19 protein-coding genes are annotated in these 19,515 nt (G+C 71.6%); 6 read left to right on the forward strand and 13 right to left on the reverse strand.

Features of this window, described 5'->3' with window-relative positions; all coding sequences use genetic code 11:
- Positions 1–123 precede the first annotated feature (123 nt).
- On the reverse strand, positions 124–1,419 hold the full coding sequence (locus OG245_RS15635) for an acetyl-CoA C-acetyltransferase (RefSeq protein ID WP_371624140.1): 1,296 nt from the start codon (positions 1,417–1,419) through the stop codon (positions 124–126).
- 100 nt (positions 1,420–1,519) lie between these two features.
- Here OG245_RS15635 and OG245_RS15640 point away from each other — a divergent pair, with 100 nt between their 5' ends.
- The gene (locus OG245_RS15640; RefSeq protein WP_371624141.1) at positions 1,520–2,842 is read left to right on the forward strand and encodes a 3-oxoacyl-ACP reductase; all 1,323 of its coding nucleotides are present in this window, start codon (positions 1,520–1,522) and stop codon (positions 2,840–2,842) included.
- A 5-nt stretch (positions 2,843–2,847) separates the two neighbouring features.
- Positions 2,848–3,693, forward strand: a complete 846-nt coding sequence (locus OG245_RS15645) for a MaoC/PaaZ C-terminal domain-containing protein (RefSeq protein WP_371624142.1) — start codon at positions 2,848–2,850, stop codon at positions 3,691–3,693.
- Positions 3,694–3,725: 32 nt separating this feature from the next.
- On the opposite strand, the gene OG245_RS15650 is transcribed toward OG245_RS15645, so the two are convergent.
- Both OG245_RS15650 and OG245_RS15655 read right to left on the reverse strand, forming a co-directional pair.
- A complete protein-coding gene (locus tag OG245_RS15650) occupies positions 3,726–4,751 on the reverse strand; it encodes a hypothetical protein (protein WP_371624143.1) in 1,026 nt (341 codons plus the stop codon).
- A 220-nt stretch (positions 4,752–4,971) separates the two neighbouring features.
- Positions 4,972–5,619, reverse strand: coding sequence for a TetR/AcrR family transcriptional regulator (locus OG245_RS15655; RefSeq protein ID WP_371624144.1), 648 nt, complete (start codon positions 5,617–5,619; stop codon positions 4,972–4,974).
- 199 nt (positions 5,620–5,818) lie between these two features.
- Between OG245_RS15655 and OG245_RS15660 the strand changes: the two genes are divergently transcribed.
- Positions 5,819–7,060 carry an alpha/beta hydrolase family protein gene (locus tag OG245_RS15660; protein WP_371624145.1) on the forward strand — a complete coding sequence of 414 codons (1,242 nt, stop codon included), beginning with the start codon at positions 5,819–5,821 and terminating at the stop codon, positions 7,058–7,060.
- Positions 7,061–7,183: 123 nt separating this feature from the next.
- Here the strand turns inward: OG245_RS15660 and OG245_RS15665 are convergent, their stop codons facing one another.
- The 5 genes from OG245_RS15665 to OG245_RS15685 all read right to left on the reverse strand — a co-directional run bounded on the left by OG245_RS15665 (position 7,184) and on the right by OG245_RS15685 (position 11,757).
- On the reverse strand, positions 7,184–8,554 hold the full coding sequence (locus OG245_RS15665; RefSeq protein WP_371624146.1) for a dicarboxylate/amino acid:cation symporter: 1,371 nt from the start codon (positions 8,552–8,554) through the stop codon (positions 7,184–7,186).
- A gap of 447 nt (positions 8,555–9,001) precedes the next feature.
- Entirely contained in the window at positions 9,002–9,295 is a 294-nt protein-coding gene (locus tag OG245_RS15670) for a DUF4229 domain-containing protein (RefSeq protein ID WP_371624147.1), read from the reverse strand.
- 112 nt (positions 9,296–9,407) lie between these two features.
- Positions 9,408–9,944, reverse strand: coding sequence for an N-acetyltransferase family protein (locus OG245_RS15675; protein WP_371624148.1), 537 nt, complete (start codon positions 9,942–9,944; stop codon positions 9,408–9,410).
- A gap of 144 nt (positions 9,945–10,088) precedes the next feature.
- Positions 10,089–11,252 carry an aminofutalosine synthase MqnE gene (gene mqnE, locus OG245_RS15680; protein WP_371627893.1) on the reverse strand — a complete coding sequence of 388 codons (1,164 nt, stop codon included), beginning with the start codon at positions 11,250–11,252 and terminating at the stop codon, positions 10,089–10,091.
- Positions 11,253–11,301: 49 nt separating this feature from the next.
- Positions 11,302–11,757 carry an Lrp/AsnC family transcriptional regulator gene (locus OG245_RS15685; protein WP_371624149.1) on the reverse strand — a complete coding sequence of 152 codons (456 nt, stop codon included), beginning with the start codon at positions 11,755–11,757 and terminating at the stop codon, positions 11,302–11,304.
- A gap of 121 nt (positions 11,758–11,878) precedes the next feature.
- On the opposite strand from OG245_RS15685, the gene OG245_RS15690 reads away from it, so the two are divergent.
- Positions 11,879–12,025, forward strand: coding sequence for a hypothetical protein (locus OG245_RS15690; RefSeq protein ID WP_007460445.1), 147 nt, complete (start codon positions 11,879–11,881; stop codon positions 12,023–12,025).
- Between the two features lie 7 nt (positions 12,026–12,032).
- On the opposite strand, the gene OG245_RS15695 is transcribed toward OG245_RS15690, so the two are convergent.
- Positions 12,033–12,719, reverse strand: coding sequence for a UbiX family flavin prenyltransferase (locus OG245_RS15695; protein ID WP_371624150.1), 687 nt, complete (start codon positions 12,717–12,719; stop codon positions 12,033–12,035).
- Between the two features lie 120 nt (positions 12,720–12,839).
- Here OG245_RS15695 and OG245_RS15700 point away from each other — a divergent pair, with 120 nt between their 5' ends.
- On the forward strand, positions 12,840–13,466 hold the full coding sequence (locus OG245_RS15700; RefSeq protein WP_371627894.1) for a rhomboid family intramembrane serine protease: 627 nt from the start codon (positions 12,840–12,842) through the stop codon (positions 13,464–13,466).
- Positions 13,467–13,518: 52 nt separating this feature from the next.
- Here OG245_RS15700 and mqnP read toward each other — a convergent pair whose 3' ends face one another.
- Together mqnP and OG245_RS15710 are read right to left on the reverse strand one after the other, a co-directional pair.
- Complete coding sequence (gene mqnP, locus OG245_RS15705) at positions 13,519–14,439, reverse strand: menaquinone biosynthesis prenyltransferase MqnP (protein ID WP_371624151.1); 921 nt, start codon at positions 14,437–14,439, stop codon at positions 13,519–13,521.
- Positions 14,436–15,893: a menaquinone biosynthesis decarboxylase gene (locus OG245_RS15710; RefSeq protein WP_371624152.1), complete on the reverse strand. Its 1,458-nt coding sequence runs from the start codon at positions 15,891–15,893 to the stop codon at positions 14,436–14,438. The genes mqnP and OG245_RS15710 overlap by 4 nt, the downstream gene beginning before the upstream one ends.
- A gap of 207 nt (positions 15,894–16,100) precedes the next feature.
- Here OG245_RS15710 and OG245_RS15715 point away from each other — a divergent pair, with 207 nt between their 5' ends.
- Positions 16,101–16,451 (forward strand): PLD nuclease N-terminal domain-containing protein, encoded by a 351-nt coding sequence (locus tag OG245_RS15715; RefSeq protein WP_371627895.1) that lies wholly within the window; start codon positions 16,101–16,103, stop codon positions 16,449–16,451.
- Between the two features lie 127 nt (positions 16,452–16,578).
- Here OG245_RS15715 and ccsB read toward each other — a convergent pair whose 3' ends face one another.
- Together ccsB and OG245_RS15725 are read right to left on the reverse strand one after the other, a co-directional pair.
- The gene (gene ccsB, locus OG245_RS15720) at positions 16,579–17,667 is read right to left on the reverse strand and encodes a c-type cytochrome biogenesis protein CcsB (RefSeq protein ID WP_371624153.1); all 1,089 of its coding nucleotides are present in this window, start codon (positions 17,665–17,667) and stop codon (positions 16,579–16,581) included.
- A complete protein-coding gene (locus OG245_RS15725) occupies positions 17,664–19,511 on the reverse strand; it encodes a cytochrome c biogenesis protein ResB (protein WP_371624154.1) in 1,848 nt (615 codons plus the stop codon). The genes ccsB and OG245_RS15725 overlap by 4 nt, the downstream gene beginning before the upstream one ends.
- Positions 19,512–19,515: the final 4 nt, after the last annotated feature.

Genomic DNA, 19,515 nt, shown 5'->3' on the forward strand with positions numbered 1-19,515 from the left:
GGGGCGGCGGGTCAGAGGGGCAGAGGGTCAAGGGGCCAGAGGGGCAACAGGCCCACCGGCCAGGGGGCGAACGGGCCCACGGGCCAACGAGCCCACGGGCCAGGAGGCCAGGAGGCCAACAGATCAGGGGCGTTCGAGGATGGCCGTCACCCCCTGGCCGCCCGCCGCGCAGATCGAGATCAGGCCCCGGCCCGGCGCGTCCCGTTCCGCGAGGAGCTTCGCCAGGGTGGCGACGATCCGGGCGCCCGTCGCGGCGAAGGGATGACCGGTGGCCAGGGAGGACCCGGCCACGTTGAGGCGGGTCCGGTCCACCGGGGCCAGGCCCTGCCCCTCCCAGGACGCGAGGGTGGCCAGCACCTGGGAGGCGAACGCCTCGTGGATCTCGTACAGGTCGAAGTCCTCGATGCCCAGCCCGGCCCGCTCCAACAGGCGCGGCACCGCGTACGCCGGGGCCATGAGGAGGCCGTCGTCGCCGTCCACGTAGTCCACGGCCGCCGTCTCGTACAGGGAGAGAAGGGCGAGGGGCTCAAGACCCCGCTCCCGCGCCCACTCCTCCGTCGCCAGCAGGACCGTCGCCGCCCCGTCCGTCAGCGGCGTCGAATTGCCCGCCGTCATGGTGGGGTTGGGGCCGGATGTCCCGAACACCGGCTTCAGCCCCGCCAGTTTCTCGACCGTCGAACCCGGGCGGAGGTTCTGGTCGCGGTCCAGCCCCCGGTACGGGACCACCAGGTCGTCCAGGAAGCCCCGTTCATAGGCTGCCGCCAGGCGCTGGTGACTGGTGGCGGCCAGCAGGTCCTGGTCCTGGCGGCTCACCGCCCAGCGGCGCGCGGTGACGGCGGCGTGCTCGCCCATCGACCGTCCGGTGCGCGGTTCGGCGTTGCGCGGGATGTCCGGGACGAGGTGGCGGGGGCGGACGGCGGCGAGGGCCTTGAGGCGGGCGGGCGTCGTCCTCGCCCGGCGGGCGGCGAGCAGGATGCGGCGCAGTTCGTCGTTGACGCCGAGCGGGGCGTCGCTGGTGGTGTCGGAGCCGCCCGCGATCGCCGAGTCGACGGATCCGAGCGCGATCGTGTTCGCGGCGGCGATCACGGCCTGGAGGCCCGTGCCGCAGGCCTGCTGGATGTCGTAGGCCGGGGTGCGCGGGTCGAGCGCGGAGCCGAGGACCGTCTCCCTCGCCAGGTTGAAGTCGCGGCTGTGCTTGAGGACCGCGCCCGCGACGAACGCCCCGACCCGGTCCCCGGCCAGGCCGTGACGCTCCACGAGCCCGTCGAGCGCGGCCGTCAGCAGGTCCTGGTTGGAGGCGGTGGCGTACGGGCCGTCGGAGCGGGCGAAGGGGGTGCGGCTGCCGCCGATCACCGCGACGCGGCGCGGCCGGGGCAGGGCGAGGGGAATCGATGGGCGCGGGCTCGTCACCGTGACCATCTCGTCTCGGTCGGTCCGGGATTGTGCATCTCGACCAGCTCCTGACTCTTAAGTAACCTTACTCAAGAGTAAATCTACGACCGACCAGGGAGTCAGGACAATGGCCGATCGCTATCTGCACCTCACCGGCACAGCACCCGGCCGCTTCCTCACCCGGCGGCTCGGCCTGCCGCAGCCCGCCCCGCTGCGCCGCTGGACCCTCGAGACCCCGCGGCTGGACGGGCCGCTGCTGCACCTGACCGCCGGGACCCCGGCGATCCGGGACGGGCTGGCGAAGGTGCTGGCCACGACCGGGCTCACCGTCGGGGAGCGGGCGGCGCGGCCCGCCGGGATCGTCCTGGACGCCACGGGGGTCACTTCCGCCCGGGGCCTCGCCGAGGTGCACGCCGCCCTCCATCCCGTCGTACGGTCGCCGGCTCCCGGTGGCCGGATCGTCGTCCTCGGCACGCCGCCGTCCTCCGAGGACCACCATCAGGCCGCTGCCCAGCAGGCGTTGGAGGGTTTCGTCCGGTCGCTGGGCAAGGAGGTCGGGCGGGGCGCCACGGTCCAGCTCGTGCGGCTGCCGGCCGACGGGACGCCGGAGGCCGCCGGGTCCACCCTCCGCTTCCTCCTCTCCCCCCGCTCCGCGTACGTCAGCGGCCAGGTGATCGAGCTGACCGCCGCCGCACCCGACACCGTGCCCGACCGGTCCGCCCCGCTGACGGGCCGCACCGCCCTGGTCACCGGCGCGGCCCGGGGCATCGGCGCGTCCGTCGCCTCGGTGCTCGCCCGCGACGGGGCGCGGGTGATCGTGCTGGACGTCCCCGGGGCCCGGGACGACCTGGTCCGCACCGCCGACCGGCTCGGGGCCACCGCACTGCCGCTGGACATCACCGCACCCGACGCCGCGGCCCGCATCGCCGCCGCCGCACCGGACGGGCTCGACGTCCTCGTCCACAACGCGGGCATCACCCGCGACCGCCGCCTCGCCAACATGCCCGCCGAACGCTGGGCCCAGGTCATCGAGGTCAACCTCGACAGCGTGCTCCGCACCACCGACGAGCTGTTGTCCGCGGGCGCCCTGAACCGGGGCGGCCGGATCGTCGCCACCGCCTCCATCGCGGGCATCGCGGGCAACGACGGCCAGACCAACTACGCGGCCAGCAAGGCGGGCGTCATCGGCCTCGTCCGCTCGCTCGGCCCGCGCGCCGCAGCCGAGCACGGCGTCACCGTCAACGCGGTGGCCCCCGGCTTCATCGAGACGCGGATGACCGCCGCCGTGCCCTTCCTCATCCGCGAGGCGGGCCGCCGGATGAACTCCCTCTCCCAGGGCGGACTTCCGGCCGATGTCGCCGAGGCGGTCGCCTGGTTCGCCCAGCCCGACTCCGGCGCCGTCAACGGCCAGGTGCTGCGTGTCTGCGGCCAGAGCCTGCTGGGGGCGTGAGCCCGATGACCTCACTCGGCGCCTCGCTCGCGCGCGGGGCCCTCACCTCGCCGTTCAAGCGCGCCGGACGGCCGGACGCCACCCTGCCCGCCGGCCGCCTCACCCGCCCGGCCGCGCCCGCCGCGCCCGGCCCCCTCGCCGCGTACGGGAGGATCTGCGGGTTCCCGGAATCCGGGGATCTGCCCCTCACGTATCCGCATGTGCTGGCCTTCCCGCTGACCATGCGACTGATGTCCGGGCGCGCCTTCCCGCTGCCCGTGCTCGGGCTCGTCCACACCTGGATCGAGATCACCCCGCACCGGCCCGCAGGGCCCACCGAACCACTCGAACTTACGGCGTACGCAGCGGAGTTGACGCCCCACCGACGCGGCACCGAGGTCACGATGGCGACCGAGGCGCGAGTGGGCGGGGAGCTGGTGTGGGAGTCGCGCAGCGGCTATCTGTCCCGCCACGGAACACGGAACCCGGAGACAACAGCGCCTCCCGGGAGCCCCACCGCCGCCCCGGCCGCCGAGGACCTGCCCGCCCGCGCCGAGTGGCGGTTGCCCGGCGATCTGGGGCGGCGGTACGGAGCCGCCTCCGGGGACCGCAACCCGATCCACCTGCACCCGCTGACCGCCCGGCTGTTCGGCTTCCCCCGGGCCATCGCGCACGGCATGTGGACGGTGGCCCGCTGCCTGGCCGAGGCCGGCGACCCGGCCGGAATCCGTTCCGTACGGACCGAGTTCAAGGCCCCGGTCCTGCTGCCCGCCACCGTGACGTACGCGGCCGACGCCGCCGGGAACGCCTTCGAACTGCGCGGCCCCGGCGGGCGCGTGCACCTCGTGGGGTCGGTGGGCCGCCACGCCTAGGGGATGGTCGGCCGATCACCGGGGGCAGCGGGCTACCAACGGAGCAGGCCCGCACCGTTGATGGCCTCTGCCGCGGCTCGGAGTTCCGGCGCGACGTACGTGCCGAACGCGGCGGGCAGGGCGGTGCCGAACACCGCGGACACGGCATCCGGCTCATCGTGACAGGCTGCCGCGGCCTCCGCCTCGATCAGATAGGGGATGGCCTCCCGGTCCAGGTCGACCGCGGACATGTCGGCCAGGGTCCCCGCGATGTGCTGGAGAATCCCTCGTAGGCCCGGGCTCGTGATACCGGTCAGCCCACTCCCCAGCGCCGTTTTCCCCGCCTTCGCCGCGGCGGCGAAAGCCGTGCGCAGGGCGTAGGTGCGGTCCGGGTCGAAGCGTCGGCTGTCCGGCCACGGCAGGCTGGCGTTGGCGTAGATGCGCCCGAGTGCCAGATGGGTGTACTCGTGCACGAGGCTCGCGGTCATGGGAACGGCGTCCCTCTCCAGATCGTCGGCCGCGCCACCGACGAGGTAGACCGCCGCCGGGTAGTACTGCGTGTAGCCGGCGCCCCGCTGCCCCAGGACGACCAGCGGCTCGCCTTCGGGCAGCAGGACGGTGAGGAACCGGTCCAGGGCGCTCCAGGGCCGCGCGTCCCCGTCCGCCTGCCGCGACCGGTCCTCGATGTTCCACGGCCGCGTCCGCCGATACGCCTCCAGCGGATCCACCGGGCCGATCATCTCACCCGCGGCGATGTACACGATGTCGGCGAGGGCCCCCCGCAGGTCCATCCTGTCCACCAGCAGGTCCAGGACTGTGCCGTCGAACGCCTCGTACTGTTCGACCGACTCCGCGCGCACGGAGTGCCGAAGCACGTCACCGACCCGGAAGGGCTTCCACGGCGCGGCGTCGTCGAGCCAGGCGCGGTACTCGTCCTCGGCGTCGGACGGCCCCCGTCCCTCGCCGAGGGGCCTGCCGAACAGCGTCCTGGCTTCTCCCTGTGGCCCCAGGCCCACGATCCGATCGCCGTGTGTGCCGTAGTAGTTGACGCCGCCCGCGGCTCCCTGGTCTTCGCTCACTGCCCCTCCTCAGGTGCACGGCTGTCTGCGCAGGCTACCGACGTGGGGCGGACACCGCCGGAGATCGGGGAAGTACCTGCCGGCCGGCCGGGCCGCTCCCGCCGTCGACGGGGCGTGCGGTCGGGGAGAGGGCGGGGAGAGGTACTGGGAGTGTGCGCCGGGTCCCGCGGGCCCGGCACGATCCGGAGGGGAGACCGACAGGGCCCGGGCCCTGTCGGGCCTAAGGGCTGTCCCGGGGCTGCCAGGGCCGGGCGTGCATCAGGTTCTCCAGGCCCGCCCAGGCGAAGTTCATGAGGGTCGCCGCGGCCTCCTTCGCCGAGACGTCCGGGGTGTCGTTGGCCCAGCCCGCCAGCGACTCCGCGGCCCCCACCAGCGCCTGCGCGAGCCCCGCCACGTCCCGGTCCGCGAGGGCCGGGTCGCTGTGCGCCTCGCGGGCGGCGGCGCCGATCAGACCCGTCACGAACGCGACGATCTCGTCCCGCATGCCCCCGAGCTCACTGACGAACGGCTCCCCGTGCGAACGCGCCTGGCGGTGCAGGACCGACCAGCCGTCCGGGTTCTCGGCGGTGTGGAGGAAGAACGCCCGCAGCCCCGCCCACAGTTGGCCGTCGGCGGGCAGCCCCGGCTCCACTCCGGCCCGCACCGCTTCCAGCAGGGCGTTCGCCTCGCGGCGGATGCAGGCGGAGAACAGCTCCTCCTTGGAATTCAGGTACAGGTAGACCAACGGCTTGGACACGCCCGCCAGCTCCGCGATCTCGTCCATCGAGGCGGCCCGGTAGCCGCGCTGCCCGAAGGTCCGCACCGCGGCGTCCATCATCTGCTGCTCGCGCACGGCGCGCGGCATCCGTTTGCTCTTCACTGCACCCATGTCGGTCCTCCCCGCCCCCACTGCCCTGCTCCCGTCCCAGGGTACGGCGGTGCGCGGCCCGGCGTGGCGGAGAACGATCACCCGCGGCGCGGGGCCGGCCCGGTGCGACCGGCGGAGGAGCGGGGTCATCCCGTGGTCCGACAGCGGGTCCACCCGGCGTCCGATGTGCCCGCCCGGTCGCCTGCCTAGCGTTGCGGACATGACGATCTCCCTCCGCAACAGACCGGCCGGCGTCGCCGCGACCGCCGCGGCGCTCGCCCTGACCGCTCTGGCCGCCCTGGCCGCGCCCGCCTCGGCGTCCGGCCCGGCGCGGTCCACCTCCTTACCCCCCGCCTCCGCCGCCCGCGGCGACCTGGCCGAGCCGACGGCGCCCACCCTTCCCCGGCCCACCGGCCGGTACGCCACCGGCCGCGACACCCTGTTCCTGACCGACCACGACCGCGCCGACCCGTGGGTCCCGGCCGCCGGGCCGCGCCGGCTGCTGGTGTCGCTGAACTACCCGGCCCGCCCCGGCACCGGCGGCGAGCCGGCCCCGTACATGGCGCGGGAAGAGGCGCGGCTGATGCTCGCGCAGCGCGGACTTGAGGACGTCGTGCCGCCCGAGCTGGTCAGCGGCATCGGCGCCCATGCCCGTACGGGGGCCCGCCCGGCCCCGGGACGCTTCCCGCTGGTCCTGCTCTCCCCCGGCTTCGGCACGCCCGGGGCCACGCTGACCGGGCTCGCGGAGGAACTGGCGAGCCGGGGCTACGTCGTGGCGACGGCGGACCATCCGTACGAGTCGACCGGTACGCAACTGCCCGACGGGCGGGTCCTCACCTGTGCGGCCTGCGACAAGGTGGCCGCGCAACCCGACGACGCCGCGCGGCGGAAGGTCCTGGCCGACGTCTCCGCCGGCCGGGCCGACGACTTCTCGTTCCTGCTGGACCGGCTGACCGGCCCGGACCCGGCGTGGCGGCACGCCCGGACGATCGACCCGCGCCGGGTGGGCATGGCGGGCCACTCCATCGGGGGCAACGCGGCCGCCTCCACGATGGCCGTCGACCACCGGGTGGACGCGGGGGTCAATATGGACGGCACGTTCTTCGACCCGGCCCCCGTGCGGGGACTGGACGGGCGGCCGTTCCTGATGCTGGGCACCGACCCCGGGCACGGCCCCGGCGGCGGCGACACGTCCTGGGACGACGCCTGGGACCGGCTGGACGGCTTCAAGCGGTGGCTGACGGTGCGGGACTCCGGGCACTTCACCTTCACCGACCTCCCCGAGATCGGTGAGCAGCTCGGCATCGAGGACCCGGACGCGCCGCTCTCCGCCGCCCGCTCGACCACGATCACCAGGAGCTATGTGACGGCCTTCTTCGACCGGAGCCTGCGCGGCCGGCCGGCCCGGCTGCTGAGCGGCCCCACCCCGGCCAACCCCGAGGTCCTCTTCCAGCGCCCCTGACCGCGCGCCAGGCCCTGTCCTCGAACGGCCGCCCGCCCCGCACCACGACCGCGCCCCCGTCCCACGTACGGAAACGTGGGCCGGGGGCGCGGTCGTGGTGCGGGGCGGGCGTCGCCCGCGAGGTCACGCGGGGGCCGGCAGGGTCACCTTCTGCTCGGCGTCGCGGACGTCGTCCTGGCCGAAGGAGTCGATCGGGGAGGACGAGGCGGAGTTGTACGCGTCGTGGTCGAGGATCTTCTCCCGGGCCGAGACGATCACCGGGACCAGCGCCTGGCCGGCGACGTTGGTGGCGGTGCGCATCATGTCCAGGATCGGGTCGATCGCCATGAGCAGGCCGACGCCCTCCAGCGGGAGGCCCAGCGTGGACAGGGTGAGGGTCAGCATGACCGTGGCGCCGGTGAGACCGGCGGTGGCCGCCGAGCCGATCACCGAGACGAAGGCGATCAGGAGGTAGTCGCCGATGCCCAGCTGCACGTCGAAGATCTGCGCGATGAAGATCGCCGCCAGCGCCGGGTAGATCGCGGCGCAGCCGTCCATCTTCGTGGTCGCGCCGAACGGGACGGCGAAGGAGGCGTACTCCTTCGGAACGCCGAGGCGCTCGGTGACCCGCTGGGTGACCGGCATGGTGCCGACCGAGGAGCGGGAGACGAAGGCGAGCTGGATCGCGGGCCAGGCGCCCTTGAAGAACTGGAGCGGGCTGACCTTGGCGACGGTGGCCAGGAGCAGCGGGTAGACGCCGAACATCACCAGGGCGCAGCCGATGTAGACGTCGGCGGTGAACGTCGCGTACTTGCCGATGAGGTCCCAGCCGTAGTCGGCGATCGCGTAGCCGATGAGACCGACGGTGCCGATCGGGGCGAGGCGGATGACCCACCACAGGGCCTTCTGGAGCAGCTCCAGGATCGACTGGCTGAGGGTGAGGATCGGCTTGGCCTTCTCGCCGAGCTTGAGGGCGGCGATACCGGCGACGGCGGCCATGAACACGATCTGGAGCACGTTCAGCTCGGTGAACGGCGTGATCACGTTGTCCGGGACGATGCCGGTCAGGAAGTCGATCCAGCTGCCCTTGGTCTCGGAGAGCTCGCCGTCCTTCGGCGTGAGGCCGGTGCCGGAGCCCGGGTTGGTGATCAGACCGATCGCGAGGCCGATGGCGACCGCGATCAGCGAGGTGATCATGAACCAGAGCAGGGTGCGGGTCGCGAGCCGGGCGGCGTTGTTGACCTGGCGCAGGTTGGTGATCGACACGAGGATCGCGAAGAAGACCAGCGGGGCGACGGCCAGCTTCAGCAGCTGGACGAAGAGCGAGCCGATCTCGTCGAGGGTGGTGACGAGCCAGCCGATGTCCTGGCTGCGGGCCAGCCAGCCGAGCAGCACGCCGAGCACCAGACCGATGACGATCTGGGCCCAGAACGGGAACCTGGATATACGGGGGCGAGACCCGGAGCCGGTGGGCTCCTCGGCCTCGGGGGCGGCGGACGCGGGGTTCGCGGACACGGACACACTCCAACTGGGGACGCAGCGGGACGCACGGAGGCAGTCCGTGCGGTCGTGCGGTGGAACGGGGACGGGGTCGCGGCGCCCGCGTCGAGGGGCGGCGCCGCTGCATGATGCCGTATCAGACCTCGCGGCAACAGACCGCGGACATACAGCGGCAGAGATCGACATGCAGGCGCGCCACGAGCGGGATGCTCACGGCATGACGGAGGCGCACAGCTGTCTTCATGTCGAATACGTTAACACTTGAACTTTGGGAACCTCAAAGCCTTTCTTTGGCTGCCAGGCATGGCTCCGCAGGGCAGAAAGGCCGAAAAAGATGCTGGAGAACAGCGGAGAACGCCGCGGACCCCGGTGCTGGAGCCGGTCGGCTCCCGCCCGGGGTCCGGCGGAGAAGGGTGCGCGCGGCGCGCGTGTGTGAGGAAGCTTACGTGGCGCCTACAGGCGCTACTGGACCGCGTCCTCGCGGGTGCGGTTGGCGTCGAGGCGCGCCTTGGTGCGGTCGACGGTGGAGACGATCTGCTCGGACATCTCGTCGCGCTGCCTGCGCAGCAGCACGTAGCTGAGCGGGGCGGAGAGGAGGAGGCCGAGGAGGATCACCCAGACGATGTTGGAGCCCCCGAGCCCTGCGGGCACCAGCCCGAAGTGGACGGCGACACCGGCGGCGAGGAAGCAGCCGGTGAAGATCAGCAGGCGCAACGCCGTGTAACGGATCAACGCGCTCGGCTTGGCAGCGGACACGGCTGGCCCTCTCTCTTCCCATGGACTCTCGACACGCTTCTGCCCGTCCAGTGAAGCATGGCCCGAATTCTCTCGGTTCAGGGGGTTGCCGGGCCCGCCGTGGGCCCCCGGCTCACGAGACCTCCGGGCCCAGCGGCAGCAGCATGACGATGTCGTCCCGGTCGTCGCCGGGGGCGACCCGGATCGCGTCCGGAACCCGGCCGACCTCCTTGTATCCGCAGGCGGCGTAGAAGCGGTCGGCGCCGGTGCCGCCCCGGCAGGTGAGGCGGATCGCCTCGATGCCCTCGACGGAGCGGGCCGCGTCGGCGGCGGCGGCCATGAGGTCGCGGCCGTACCCCTTGCCCTGGTGGCGGGGGTGGACCATGACGGTGTAGAGCCACAGCCAGTGCTTCATCAGCCGGTGGTCGTTGAGGGTGAGGAATGCGGTGGCGGCGACGGCGCCCTCCTCGTCGTGGCCGACGAGCAGCCGGGCCCGGCCCTGCTCGATGGCCACGAGGTGCTTGAGCAGTTCGGGCCGGATCTCCTCGGCCGTGACGGGCGGTACGAAGCCGACGGCTCCGCCCGCGTCGGTGACATCGGCCCAGAGGGCGGTGACGCCGTCGCGCAGGGCGGGCGTGAACGAGGGATCCAACGCGAAAGTAAGTGCCATAGAGGCAGACTAACCATTACAGCCAGCGCGGCTCAAGGTTGTCCGAAACGCGGGAAAGCCCCGGCCGGGACGGCGGCCGGGGCTTGCGCCCGCTGCGAGGTGAGGCAGGGCTTTCGCCCACTGCGGGGTCGGGCGGGGTGGGCGTCAGACGCGCATCGGCTGCGGCGACTCGCGCCGGCCCGCCTCCGGACCCGGGTACTCGCGCAGGATCTCGTACCGGGTGTTCCGCTCGACCGGCCGGAAACCGGCGTCGCGGATCAGGTCGAGCAGGTCCTCGCGGCCGAGCTTGTTCGGCGTGCCGAAGTCGTCGGCGTCATGCGTGATCTTGTACTCGACGACCGAGCCGTCCATGTCGTCCGCACCGTGCTGGAGCGCGAGCTGGGCGGTCTGCACCCCGTGCATCACCCAGAACACCTTGACGTGCGGCACGTTGTCGAAGAGCAGCCGGGAGACGGCGAAGGTCTTCAGCGCCTCGGCGCCGGTCGCCATCGTGGTGCGGGCCTGGAGCTTGTTGCGGACCTTGCCGTCCTTCATGTCCACGAAGTCGTGCTGGTAGCGCAGCGGGATGAAGACCTGGAAGCCGCCGGTCTCGTCCTGCATCTCCCGCAGCCGCAGCACGTGGTCGACGCGGTGACGGGGCTCCTCGATGTGCCCGTACAGCATCGTCGCGGGGGTCTTGAGCCCCTTCTCGTGCGCGAGGCGGTGGATGCGCGACCAGTCCTCCCAGTGGGTGCGGTGGTCGACGATGTGCTGGCGGACCTCCCAGTCGAAGATCTCCGCGCCGCCGCCGGTCAGCGATTCGAGACCGGCCTCGATCAGCTCGTCGAGGATCTCGGAGGCCGAGAGGCCGGAGATCGTCTCGAAGTGGTGGATCTCCGTCGCCGTGAACGCCTTCAGCGCGACGTCGGGGAGGGCTTCCTTCAACGCGCTGAGCGAGCGCGGGTAGTAGCGCCACGGCAGCGTCGGGTGGAGTCCGTTGACGATGTGCAGCTCGGTGAGGTTCTCGCCCTCCATCGCCTTGGCGAGACGGACGGCCTCCTCGATGCGCATCGTGTACGCGTCCTTCTCGCCCGGCTTGCGCTGGAACGAGCAGTACGCGCACGAGGCGGTGCACACGTTGGTCATGTTGAGGTGCCGGTTGACGTTGAAGTGCACCACGTCGCCGTTCTTGCGCGTGCGCACCTCGTGCGCAAGACCGCCCAGCCACGCCAGGTCGTCGGACGCGTAGAGGGCGACCCCGTCCTCGCGGGTCAGCCGCTCGCCGGCCCGGACCTTCTCCTCCAGCTCGCGCTTGAGTCCCGCGTCCACTAGGGCGCCTCCCATATCTCCGTGTATCAGACTCCGACCAACCGTACGCCTACGCCTCCTCGGGCAGTTCCCCGACCCGGTTCTCCCACTTGGTGGAGAGCACGATCGTCGTACGCGTCCGGGAGACGCCCTTCGTACCGCTGAGGCGGCGGATCGTCTTCTCCAGCCCGTCCACGTCACCGACCCGGACCTTCAGCATGTACGAGTCGTCGCCCGCGATGAACCAGGCGTCCTCGATCTCCGCGAGGTCCTTCAGCCGGCGCGCCACGTCCTCGTGGTCGGCCGCGTCCGAGAGCGAGATCCCGATCAGCGCGGTCACGCCGAGCCCCAGCGACGCGGAGTCGACGGTGGCGCGGTAACCGGTGATGACCCCGGCGGATTCCAGCCGGTTGATGCGGTCGGTGACGCTGGGCCCGGAGAGCCCCACGAGCCGTCCCAGCTCGGCATACGAGGCCCTGCCGTTCTCCCTGAGGGCCTGGATGAGCTGCCTGTCCACCGCGTCCATATGACTGAAGCCTTCCATTGTTCAGCAGTACCGCGAGTTTACGTGTAGAATCTAAGGCATGTAAGGCTGACGCCCTGCAAATCTTCTAGAACATCCAAGAAACGCTTTCGAATCTTCAGGAGTGAACTTCACCGTGTACACGATCGAGATGGCCTACGCCCGGATGCGCGAGCTGCAGGACCTGGCCAACCGCTCGCGTGCCCACCAGCCCGCCGCCGCGCACCGCGTCGACAAGACCCGCACCCCGCGCGCGCACAAGAAGCGCTGACCCGGACCTACCGGTCCTGAGGGTCTCGGGAACCGCCACCGAGCTCTCCTTCCCAACGGCGGTACAGCCGGTGCGGCACGCCTCCCGCGTCCAGCACCCGGCCCGCGACGAAGTCCACGAGATCCTGGATGTGCGTCGCACCCGCGTAGAACGCCGGAGAGGCGGGCAGCACGATCGCGCCCGCCTCGTCCAGGGCCACCATCTGCTTCAGCGTCTGGCCGCTCAGCGGAGTCTCGCGCACCGCGACGACGAGCGGGCGGCGCTCCTTGAGCGTCACGCTCGCGGCCCGCTGGAGCAGATCCTTCGACAGACCGAGCGCCACTCCGGCCACACAGGCCGTCGAAGCCGGCACGATGAGCATCCCCTTCGCCGGGTACGACCCGGACGACGGCCCGGCCGCCAGATCACCGGCGGGCCAGTGGCGTACGCGCTCCAGCTCCGCGTCCCCGACCGCGAACGCGTCCGGCTTCCCGTCGGCCCCCCGCTCCAGCCAGGTCCGCAGATCCTCCCGCCAGTGCCCGTCCCGGAACGCGATGCCGGTCTCGTCCAGCAGCGTCAGCCGCGAGGCCCGGCTCACCACCAGGTCCACACTCTCGCCCGCCGCCAGCAGCCCGCGCAGAACGGCTGCCGCGAACGGGGTACCCGAAGCGCCGGACACCCCGACAATCCAAGGCCGCCGCTGCTGATGAGTCACTGAAGTCCTGGATTCCACACCTGCGAGCCTATCCGGCACGCCCTCGCGCCCGGCACCCGGAACCGGGCGGGCGCCGCAGACGTTCACCAGGTGACGGGCAACCGGGGGCAGGGGCAGACCATGGGCGACTACTGGACCACCGACCGCACCACGCGCAACGGCACCACCGGCGGCGCGCGGGCCCTGACCGCCGGGCTCCTGATGGCGGGCTGGGTGGCCCTGCTCTGGATCCTCGAAGGGATCGACACGGCCACGGGCAACGCCCTGGACACCTACGGCATCAGCCCGCGCGAGGCGGCGGAGCTGCGCGACGTGGTGCCCGCCGCGTTCCTGCACAGCGGCTGGGAACACCTGGCCTCCAACAGCGTCCCGCTGCTGGTCCTCGGCTTCATCGCGGCCCTCGCGGGGCTGCGCCGGTTCGCCGCCGTCGTCGTGACGATCATCCTGGTCAGCGGCCTCGGCGTCTGGCTGACCGCCCCGGCGAACACGATCACGCTCGGCGCGTCCGGCGTGGTCTTCGGGCTGCTCGGCTATCTGCTGGTCCGCGGCTTCGTGGACCGCCGCCCCTGGGACGTCCTCATAGGCGTCGGCGTCGCCGTGGTCTACGGCTCGCTGCTGTGGGGCGTCCTGCCGACCGACTCGGGCGTCAGCTGGCAGGGCCACCTGTTCGGGCTGGCCGGCGGGGTGGCCGCGGCCTTCCTCTTCCGCCGCCCGCGCCGCGCACCGGACAACCTCGTCACGGTCTGAGACGACTCCTCGTCACGGCCCGAGGCGACTCCTGGTCACGGTCCGAGGGGACTCAGGGCGTCAGGCCGCGCACCAGCAGGTCCAGCAGCGCGCAGGCGAACAGCGCGATGCCGATGAAGCCGTTCACCGAGAAGAACGCCCGGTTCAGCCGGGACAGGTCGTGCGGCCGCACCACCCGGTGCTCGTAGACGAACGCCACCGCCACGATCGCCATGCCGATCCAGTAGAAGACCTCGGCGTGGGTGGCGAGACCGAACCACACCAGCAGCCCGGTCGTGACCACGTGGCACACCCGCGCGCCCCACAGCGCGGCCGGAATCCCGAACCGCGCCGGGAAGGACAGCACCCCGTGCGCCCGGTCCGCAGCCACGTCCTGACAGGCGAAGATCAGGTCGAAGCCGCCGATCCAGATCCCCACGGCGAGCCCGAGGATCACCGCGTCCCACGACCAGCTGCCGGTCACCGCGAGCCAGGCGCCGACCGGCCCGATGGCCTGCGCGAGGCCCAGGATGGCGTGCGGGAAGTTCGTGAACCGCTTGCCGTACGGATAGACCACCATCGGCACGACGGCCAGCGGCGCGAGCACCAGGCACAGCGGGTTGAGCAGGGCCGCCGCGCCCAGGAAGACGGCCAGCGCGACGAGCGCACCGGTCCACGCGGACTTCACCGACACCGCGCCGGTCACCAGCTCACGGCCCGCGGTCCGCGGGTTCCGGGCGTCGATCTCCCGGTCGATGATCCGGTTGGCGGCCATCGCGAACGTCCGCAGCCCCACCATCGCCAGCGTGACCAGCAGCAGCGTGCCCCAGTGGATGCTGCCGTCCAGCAGGAACATCGCGGTCAGCGCGGCGATGTACGCGAAGGGCAGCGCGAAGATCGAGTGCTCGATCATCACGAGCCGCAGGAACGCCTTCACCTTGCTGTCCGAGGGCGCGGGCCCGGGAACGGACGCCGCTTCCGCCGTACTGCTCACAGTCCGTATTCCTTCCAGCGACGGTCGACCTTCGCCGCCGTCTCCGGGTCGGAGACGACCATCTCCGGCCAGCCGCCGTCCCGGGTGTACCCCTCGGTGGGCAGCTTCTTCGTGGCGTCGATGCCCGCCTTGCCGCCCCAGAACTGCTGGTACGAGGCGTGGTCCAGGTGGTCGACCGGCCCTTCGGCGACCGTGAGGTCCCGGGCGTAGTCGGTGTTGCCGAGCGCCCGCCAGGCGACCTCGTGGAGATCGTGGACGTCGCAGTCGGAGTCGACCACCACGATCAGCTTGGTCAGCGACATCATGTGCGCGCCCCAGATCGCGCTCATGACCTTCTGGGCGTGCTTCGGGTACTTCTTGTCGATCGAGACGATCGCGCAGTTGTGGAAGCCGCCCGCCTCGGGGAGGTGGTAGTCCACGATGTCCGGCACGATGATCTTCAGCAGCGGCAGGAAGAAACGTTCCGTGGCCCGGCCCAGCGGCCCGTCCTCGGTCGGCGGGCGGCCCACCACGATGGACTGGAGCAGCGGCCGCTTGCGCATGGTGACGCAGTCGATGGTCAGCGCGGGGAACGGTTCCTGCGGGGTGTAGAAGCCGGTGTGGTCCCCGAACGGGCCCTCGGGGAGCATCTCGCCCGGCTCCAGCCAGCCCTCGATGACGACCTCCGCCTGCGCGGGGACCTGGAGCGGCACGGTCTTGCAGTCGACCATCTCGATCCGCTTGCCCTGGATGAACCCGGCGAAGAGGTACTCGTCGATGTCCCCGGGCAGCGGCGCGGTGGAGGCGTACGTCACGGCGGGCGGGCAGCCGAAGGCGATGGCGACGGGCAGCCGCTCACCGCGCCGGGCGGCGACCTGGTAGTGGTTGGCGCTGTCCTTGTGGATCTGCCAGTGCATCCCGATGGTGCGCCTGTCGTGCCGCTGGAGCCGGTAGAGGCCCAGGTTCCGGACGCCGTTCTCGGGGTGCTTGGTGTGGGTGAGGCCCAGGTTGAAGAACGAGCCGCCGTCCTCGGGCCAGGTGAACAGCGCGGGCAGCTGGTCCAGGTCGACGTCGTCGCCGGTCAGCACCGTTTCCTGGACGGGCGCGTCGCCGGACTTCACCTTCTTCGGCGGCACGTGCACCATCGAGCCGAGCTTCCCGAAGGCCTCCCGCACCCCGACGAAGCCCTGCGGCAGCTCCGGCTTGAGGAGTCCGCCGATCTTGTCGCTGATGTCGCTGTACGACTTCAGCCCGAGGGCCTTCAGGAGGCGCCGGTCGGTACCGAAGACGTTCATGGCCAGAGGCATCGAGGACCCCTTGACGTTCTCGAACAGCAGGGCGGGCCCGCCCGCCTTGTTGACCCGGTCGACGATCTCGCCGACCTCCAGGTGGGGGTCGACCTCGACCTTGACGCGCTTGAGATCACCATCGCGCTCAAGAGCCCGGAGCAGGGAGCGAAGATCGTCGTAAGCCATGCGGTCCAGTTTGTCATCCCCGCCCCCGCGGCCCCGCCGGGGCTCCCCCCGCGCCGCGCGCCAAGTCCGCGGGCCGTCCGCGCACGCGCCCCGCGGGTCCGGCTCGGGCCCCGGTTCCTACATCCCGAGCCGGTACCCTGGCCGCGACACCACCGGGCGGCATCCCGCCCGCCACCGCTTCCTGGGGGACGCACCATGAGAGCCCTGATGTTCATCGTCCCGCTGGCTCTGACGATCTACGCGTTCATCGACTGCCTGAACACCACGGAGGAGGACACCAAGCATCTGCCGAAGATCGCCTGGGTCTTCATCATCCTGCTGTTCTGGATCGTCGGCCCGGTCGTGTGGCTCGCCGCCGGCAAGAACCGCCGCACCAGGGCCGGGGGCGCCGGGCCCGCCTCCTGGCAGCGGCGCGGGCGCCAGCAGTGGGTGGCCCCGGACGACAACCCGGACTTCCTCAAGTCCCTCAAGGACGACAAGGACGCCGAGGCCGAGGAGGAGCGGGGCCGCCGCGACGGCGGTACCGGCCCCGACGACAAGACCCCGCCGGCCTCCTGACGGCGCACCACCGACCCACGGCACCGACCCACGACGCGACGGCTCCCCGGACGAGAATCCGCCCGGGGAGCCGTCGTACGTCGTGCGCGGGTTTCTCGGACCGCGGGTTTCCCGGACCGCGGGTTTCTCAGACCCCCGCGTAGGAGTGCAGGCCGGAGACGAAGATGTTCACGCCGTAGTAGTTGAACAGCCAGCAGGCGAAGGCGACGAGCGCCAGGTAGGCGGCCTTGCGGCCCTTCCAGCCGGCGGTGGCGCGGGCGTGCAGGTAGGCGGCGTAGGCGACCCAGGTGATGAAGGACCAGACCTCCTTGGGGTCCCAGCCCCAGTACCGGCCCCAGGCGTCGCCCGCCCAGATCGCGCCGGCGATGATCGTGAACGTCCACAGCGGGAAGACCGCCGCGTTGATCCGGTACGAGAACTTGTCCAGCGAGGACGCCGAGGGCAGCCGCTCCATGACGGAGGAGGCGAACTTCCCGGGCGTGCCGCCGGAGGCGAGCTTGCTCTCGTAGCTGTCGCGGAAGAGGTAGAGGACCGTGCCGACCGCGCCGAGGTAGAAGACGGCGCCGCAGATGATCGCGGTCGAGACGTGGATCCACAGCCAGTACGAGTGCAGTGCGGGCACCAGCTGGTCGCTGTCGGTGTAGAGCGTCGTGACCGCGATGCCGAGGTCCAGCAGGACGGTGGTGACCAGCGGGAGGCCGATCCACCGGACGTTCTTCTTCAGTGCGAGCAGCACGAGGTAGGAGCCGACCGCCACCGTGGAGAAGGTGATGGAGAACTCGTACATGTTGGCCCAGGGGGCCCGCTGCACCGACAGGGCGCGGGTGGCGACGCCGCTCGCCTCGACGAGGAACGCCACCACGGTCAGCGAGACCGCGATCCGGCCCCACAGGTCGCCCTTGAACGTGCCGCCGGCCGCACCCGGGCCGTCGGGCACGTCACGCGTGCCGGTGGCGGAACGGGTGATGACCTCGGGCCGGTCCAGCACGGCCGTGCCACCGGCCTGCGTCTTCGCCGCGGTGGCGGTGGCCTTGGCGGAGGCGCCCGCTCCGGGGGCGGACAGCGCGGCGGCCGTGCGGCCGACCTTGCTGCGGCTGCCGAGGACCCACTCCGCGATGTGCGCGAAGAAGGCCAGGGTGTAGACGGCCATCGACGAATAGATCAGCACATTGCTGGTGTTCGCCAGGCTCTCGTTGGTTGCGGCGGCGAGATTCACTTCTCAGCCCCTTCGGCAGGTGCTTCGGCAGGATGTACGGGCCGGCTCCCGGCCTCGTTGGTGGCTTCGGGCGTGGCGCCGGTCGTGCCGGGCCCGTCCGGGGAGGCGGGTGCATCCGGTTTCTCCGGAGTGTCCGGGGCCTCCGGCGTGTCCGGTGCCTCCGCGGCGGCGGGGGCCACGGGCGCCGTGGTGACCAGGGCGGCCGACAGGTCGCCCAGTTCCTCGGGGAGCTTCGCGGACTCGCTGCGGCCCAGGCCCGCCATCTCCACGACCGTGACGCCGTCGGCGCCCCGGACCGCCCGCACCCAGACCCGGCGGCGCTGGATGAACAGCGAGCCGGCGAGGCCGGCGATGGCGGCGACGGATCCGCCGAGCGCCCAGCCGTTGCCCGGCTGCTGCGAGATCTGGAAGCTGGCCCACTCCTCGACGCCCTCGAAGGTGATGGATCCGGCGCCGTCGGGCAGGTCCAGCTTCTCGCCGGGCATCATCATCTTCTTGAGCAGCTCGCCGTCCTCGCCCTTGAACTCCTTCATCTTGGACGTGTCGAGCTGGTAGACGTTCTGCGCGAGCCCCGAGTCGACGCCGAGGGAGCCGTGGTAGGCGCTGAGCGCCAGCACGGGGAAGTCCAGGGCGGGGAACTGCGAGAACATCTGGCCCTTGCCCTCGCCGGCGAAGGTCGGCACGAAGAACGCCTTGAAGCCCAGCTGGGTCTTCTTGCCGTTCTTGTCCTTGTAGCCGTCCATCACCTTGATGGCACCGGACGAGGTGATGTTGTTGTCGATCGGCAGCAGCGGGACGGCGGACCGCGAGACGACGTTCCCCTTGCCGTCCCGGACGGTGACGACGGGCGCGTAGCCGTGGGCGATCAGATAGACCTTGGTGCCGTCCACGACGAGCGGTTCGTTGACCTTGATGACGTCCTTGCGCTCCGCGCCCTCGGCCCCCTCGGTGTACGTCACCCGGGCCTCGAAGGTGCGCGGGGTGCCGCGCTGGGGCCCGCTCTTCTCGTACGTACCGACGAACTCGTCGAGCACGAAGCTGAACGGGGCCAGCGAGTCGGAGTCGTAGAGCGAACCCGACTTGAAGTCGTCGTACTGGGTGAGCGTGTTGGAGAAGCCGTCGCCCTCGACGATCAGCTTGCCGCCCTCGGACTTGAAGAGCTGCCCGGAGGCGAAGGCCACCAGCATCACGATCAGGGCGATGTGGAAGACCAGGTTCCCGGCCTCGCGGAGGAAGCCCTTCTCGGCGGCGACCGCGTCGCCCACCTCGTGCGCCCGGAAGCGCCGCTTCCGCAGGACCGCGAGGGCCGCCTCACGGACCTCCTCGGGCTCCGCCTCCGTACGCCAGGTGGTGTACGCGGGCAGCCGGGTCAGCCGCTTCGGCGCGCCCGGCGGGCGGCTGCGCAGCTGGCCGACGAACTGGCCGGTGCGCGGCACGATGCAGCCGATGAGCGAGACGAACAGCAGGATGTAGATGGCGGAGAACCACACCGAGCTGTAGACGTCGAAGAGCTGGAGCTTCTCGTAGATCGGGGTGAGGGTGGTGTGCTGGTCCTTGAAGGCCTGCACCTTCATGTCGTCGACGCTGGTCTGCGGGATCAGCGACCCCGGGATCGCGCCGAGGGAGAGCAGGAAGAGCAGGATCAGCGCCACCCGCATCGAGGTGAGCTGGCGCCAGAACCAGCGCGCCCAGCCGATCACGCTCATCGCGGGTACGCCCGCCCCGGTGTCGGGGCGCTCCTCGCGGGGGGCGGTGGAGAGCTGTTCGCCCGCCGCGCCGTGGGCGGAGCCCTGGTCGCGCTCGTCCTCGCGCTGCCGCGTCCGCGTGCCGTTCGCCTTGCTCATGAAC

It is taken from the genome of Streptomyces sp. NBC_01116 (assembly GCF_041435495.1).
Classification (GTDB): domain Bacteria; phylum Actinomycetota; class Actinomycetes; order Streptomycetales; family Streptomycetaceae; genus Streptomyces.

What these genes read in the sequence shown, in the direction of transcription:
- OG245_RS15635 (WP_371624140.1), bottom strand. Translation starts at nt 1,419, where the DNA reads ATGGTCACGGTGACGAGCCCGCGCCCATCGATTCCCCTCGCCCTGCCC.
- OG245_RS15640 (WP_371624141.1), top strand. Translation starts at nt 1,520, where the DNA reads ATGGCCGATCGCTATCTGCACCTCACCGGCACAGCACCCGGCCGCTTC.
- OG245_RS15645 (WP_371624142.1), top strand. Translation starts at nt 2,848, where the DNA reads ATGACCTCACTCGGCGCCTCGCTCGCGCGCGGGGCCCTCACCTCGCCG.
- OG245_RS15655 (WP_371624144.1), bottom strand. Translation starts at nt 5,619, where the DNA reads ATGGGTGCAGTGAAGAGCAAACGGATGCCGCGCGCCGTGCGCGAGCAG.
- OG245_RS15660 (WP_371624145.1), top strand. Translation starts at nt 5,819, where the DNA reads ATGACGATCTCCCTCCGCAACAGACCGGCCGGCGTCGCCGCGACCGCC.
- OG245_RS15675 (WP_371624148.1), bottom strand. Translation starts at nt 9,944, where the DNA reads ATGGCACTTACTTTCGCGTTGGATCCCTCGTTCACGCCCGCCCTGCGC.
- OG245_RS15685 (WP_371624149.1), bottom strand. Translation starts at nt 11,757, where the DNA reads ATGGACGCGGTGGACAGGCAGCTCATCCAGGCCCTCAGGGAGAACGGC.
- OG245_RS15700 (WP_371627894.1), top strand. Translation starts at nt 12,840, where the DNA reads ATGGGCGACTACTGGACCACCGACCGCACCACGCGCAACGGCACCACC.
- OG245_RS15710 (WP_371624152.1), bottom strand. Translation starts at nt 15,893, where the DNA reads ATGGCTTACGACGATCTTCGCTCCCTGCTCCGGGCTCTTGAGCGCGAT.
- OG245_RS15715 (WP_371627895.1), top strand. Translation starts at nt 16,101, where the DNA reads ATGTTCATCGTCCCGCTGGCTCTGACGATCTACGCGTTCATCGACTGC.
- OG245_RS15725 (WP_371624154.1), bottom strand. Translation starts at nt 19,511, where the DNA reads ATGAGCAAGGCGAACGGCACGCGGACGCGGCAGCGCGAGGACGAGCGC.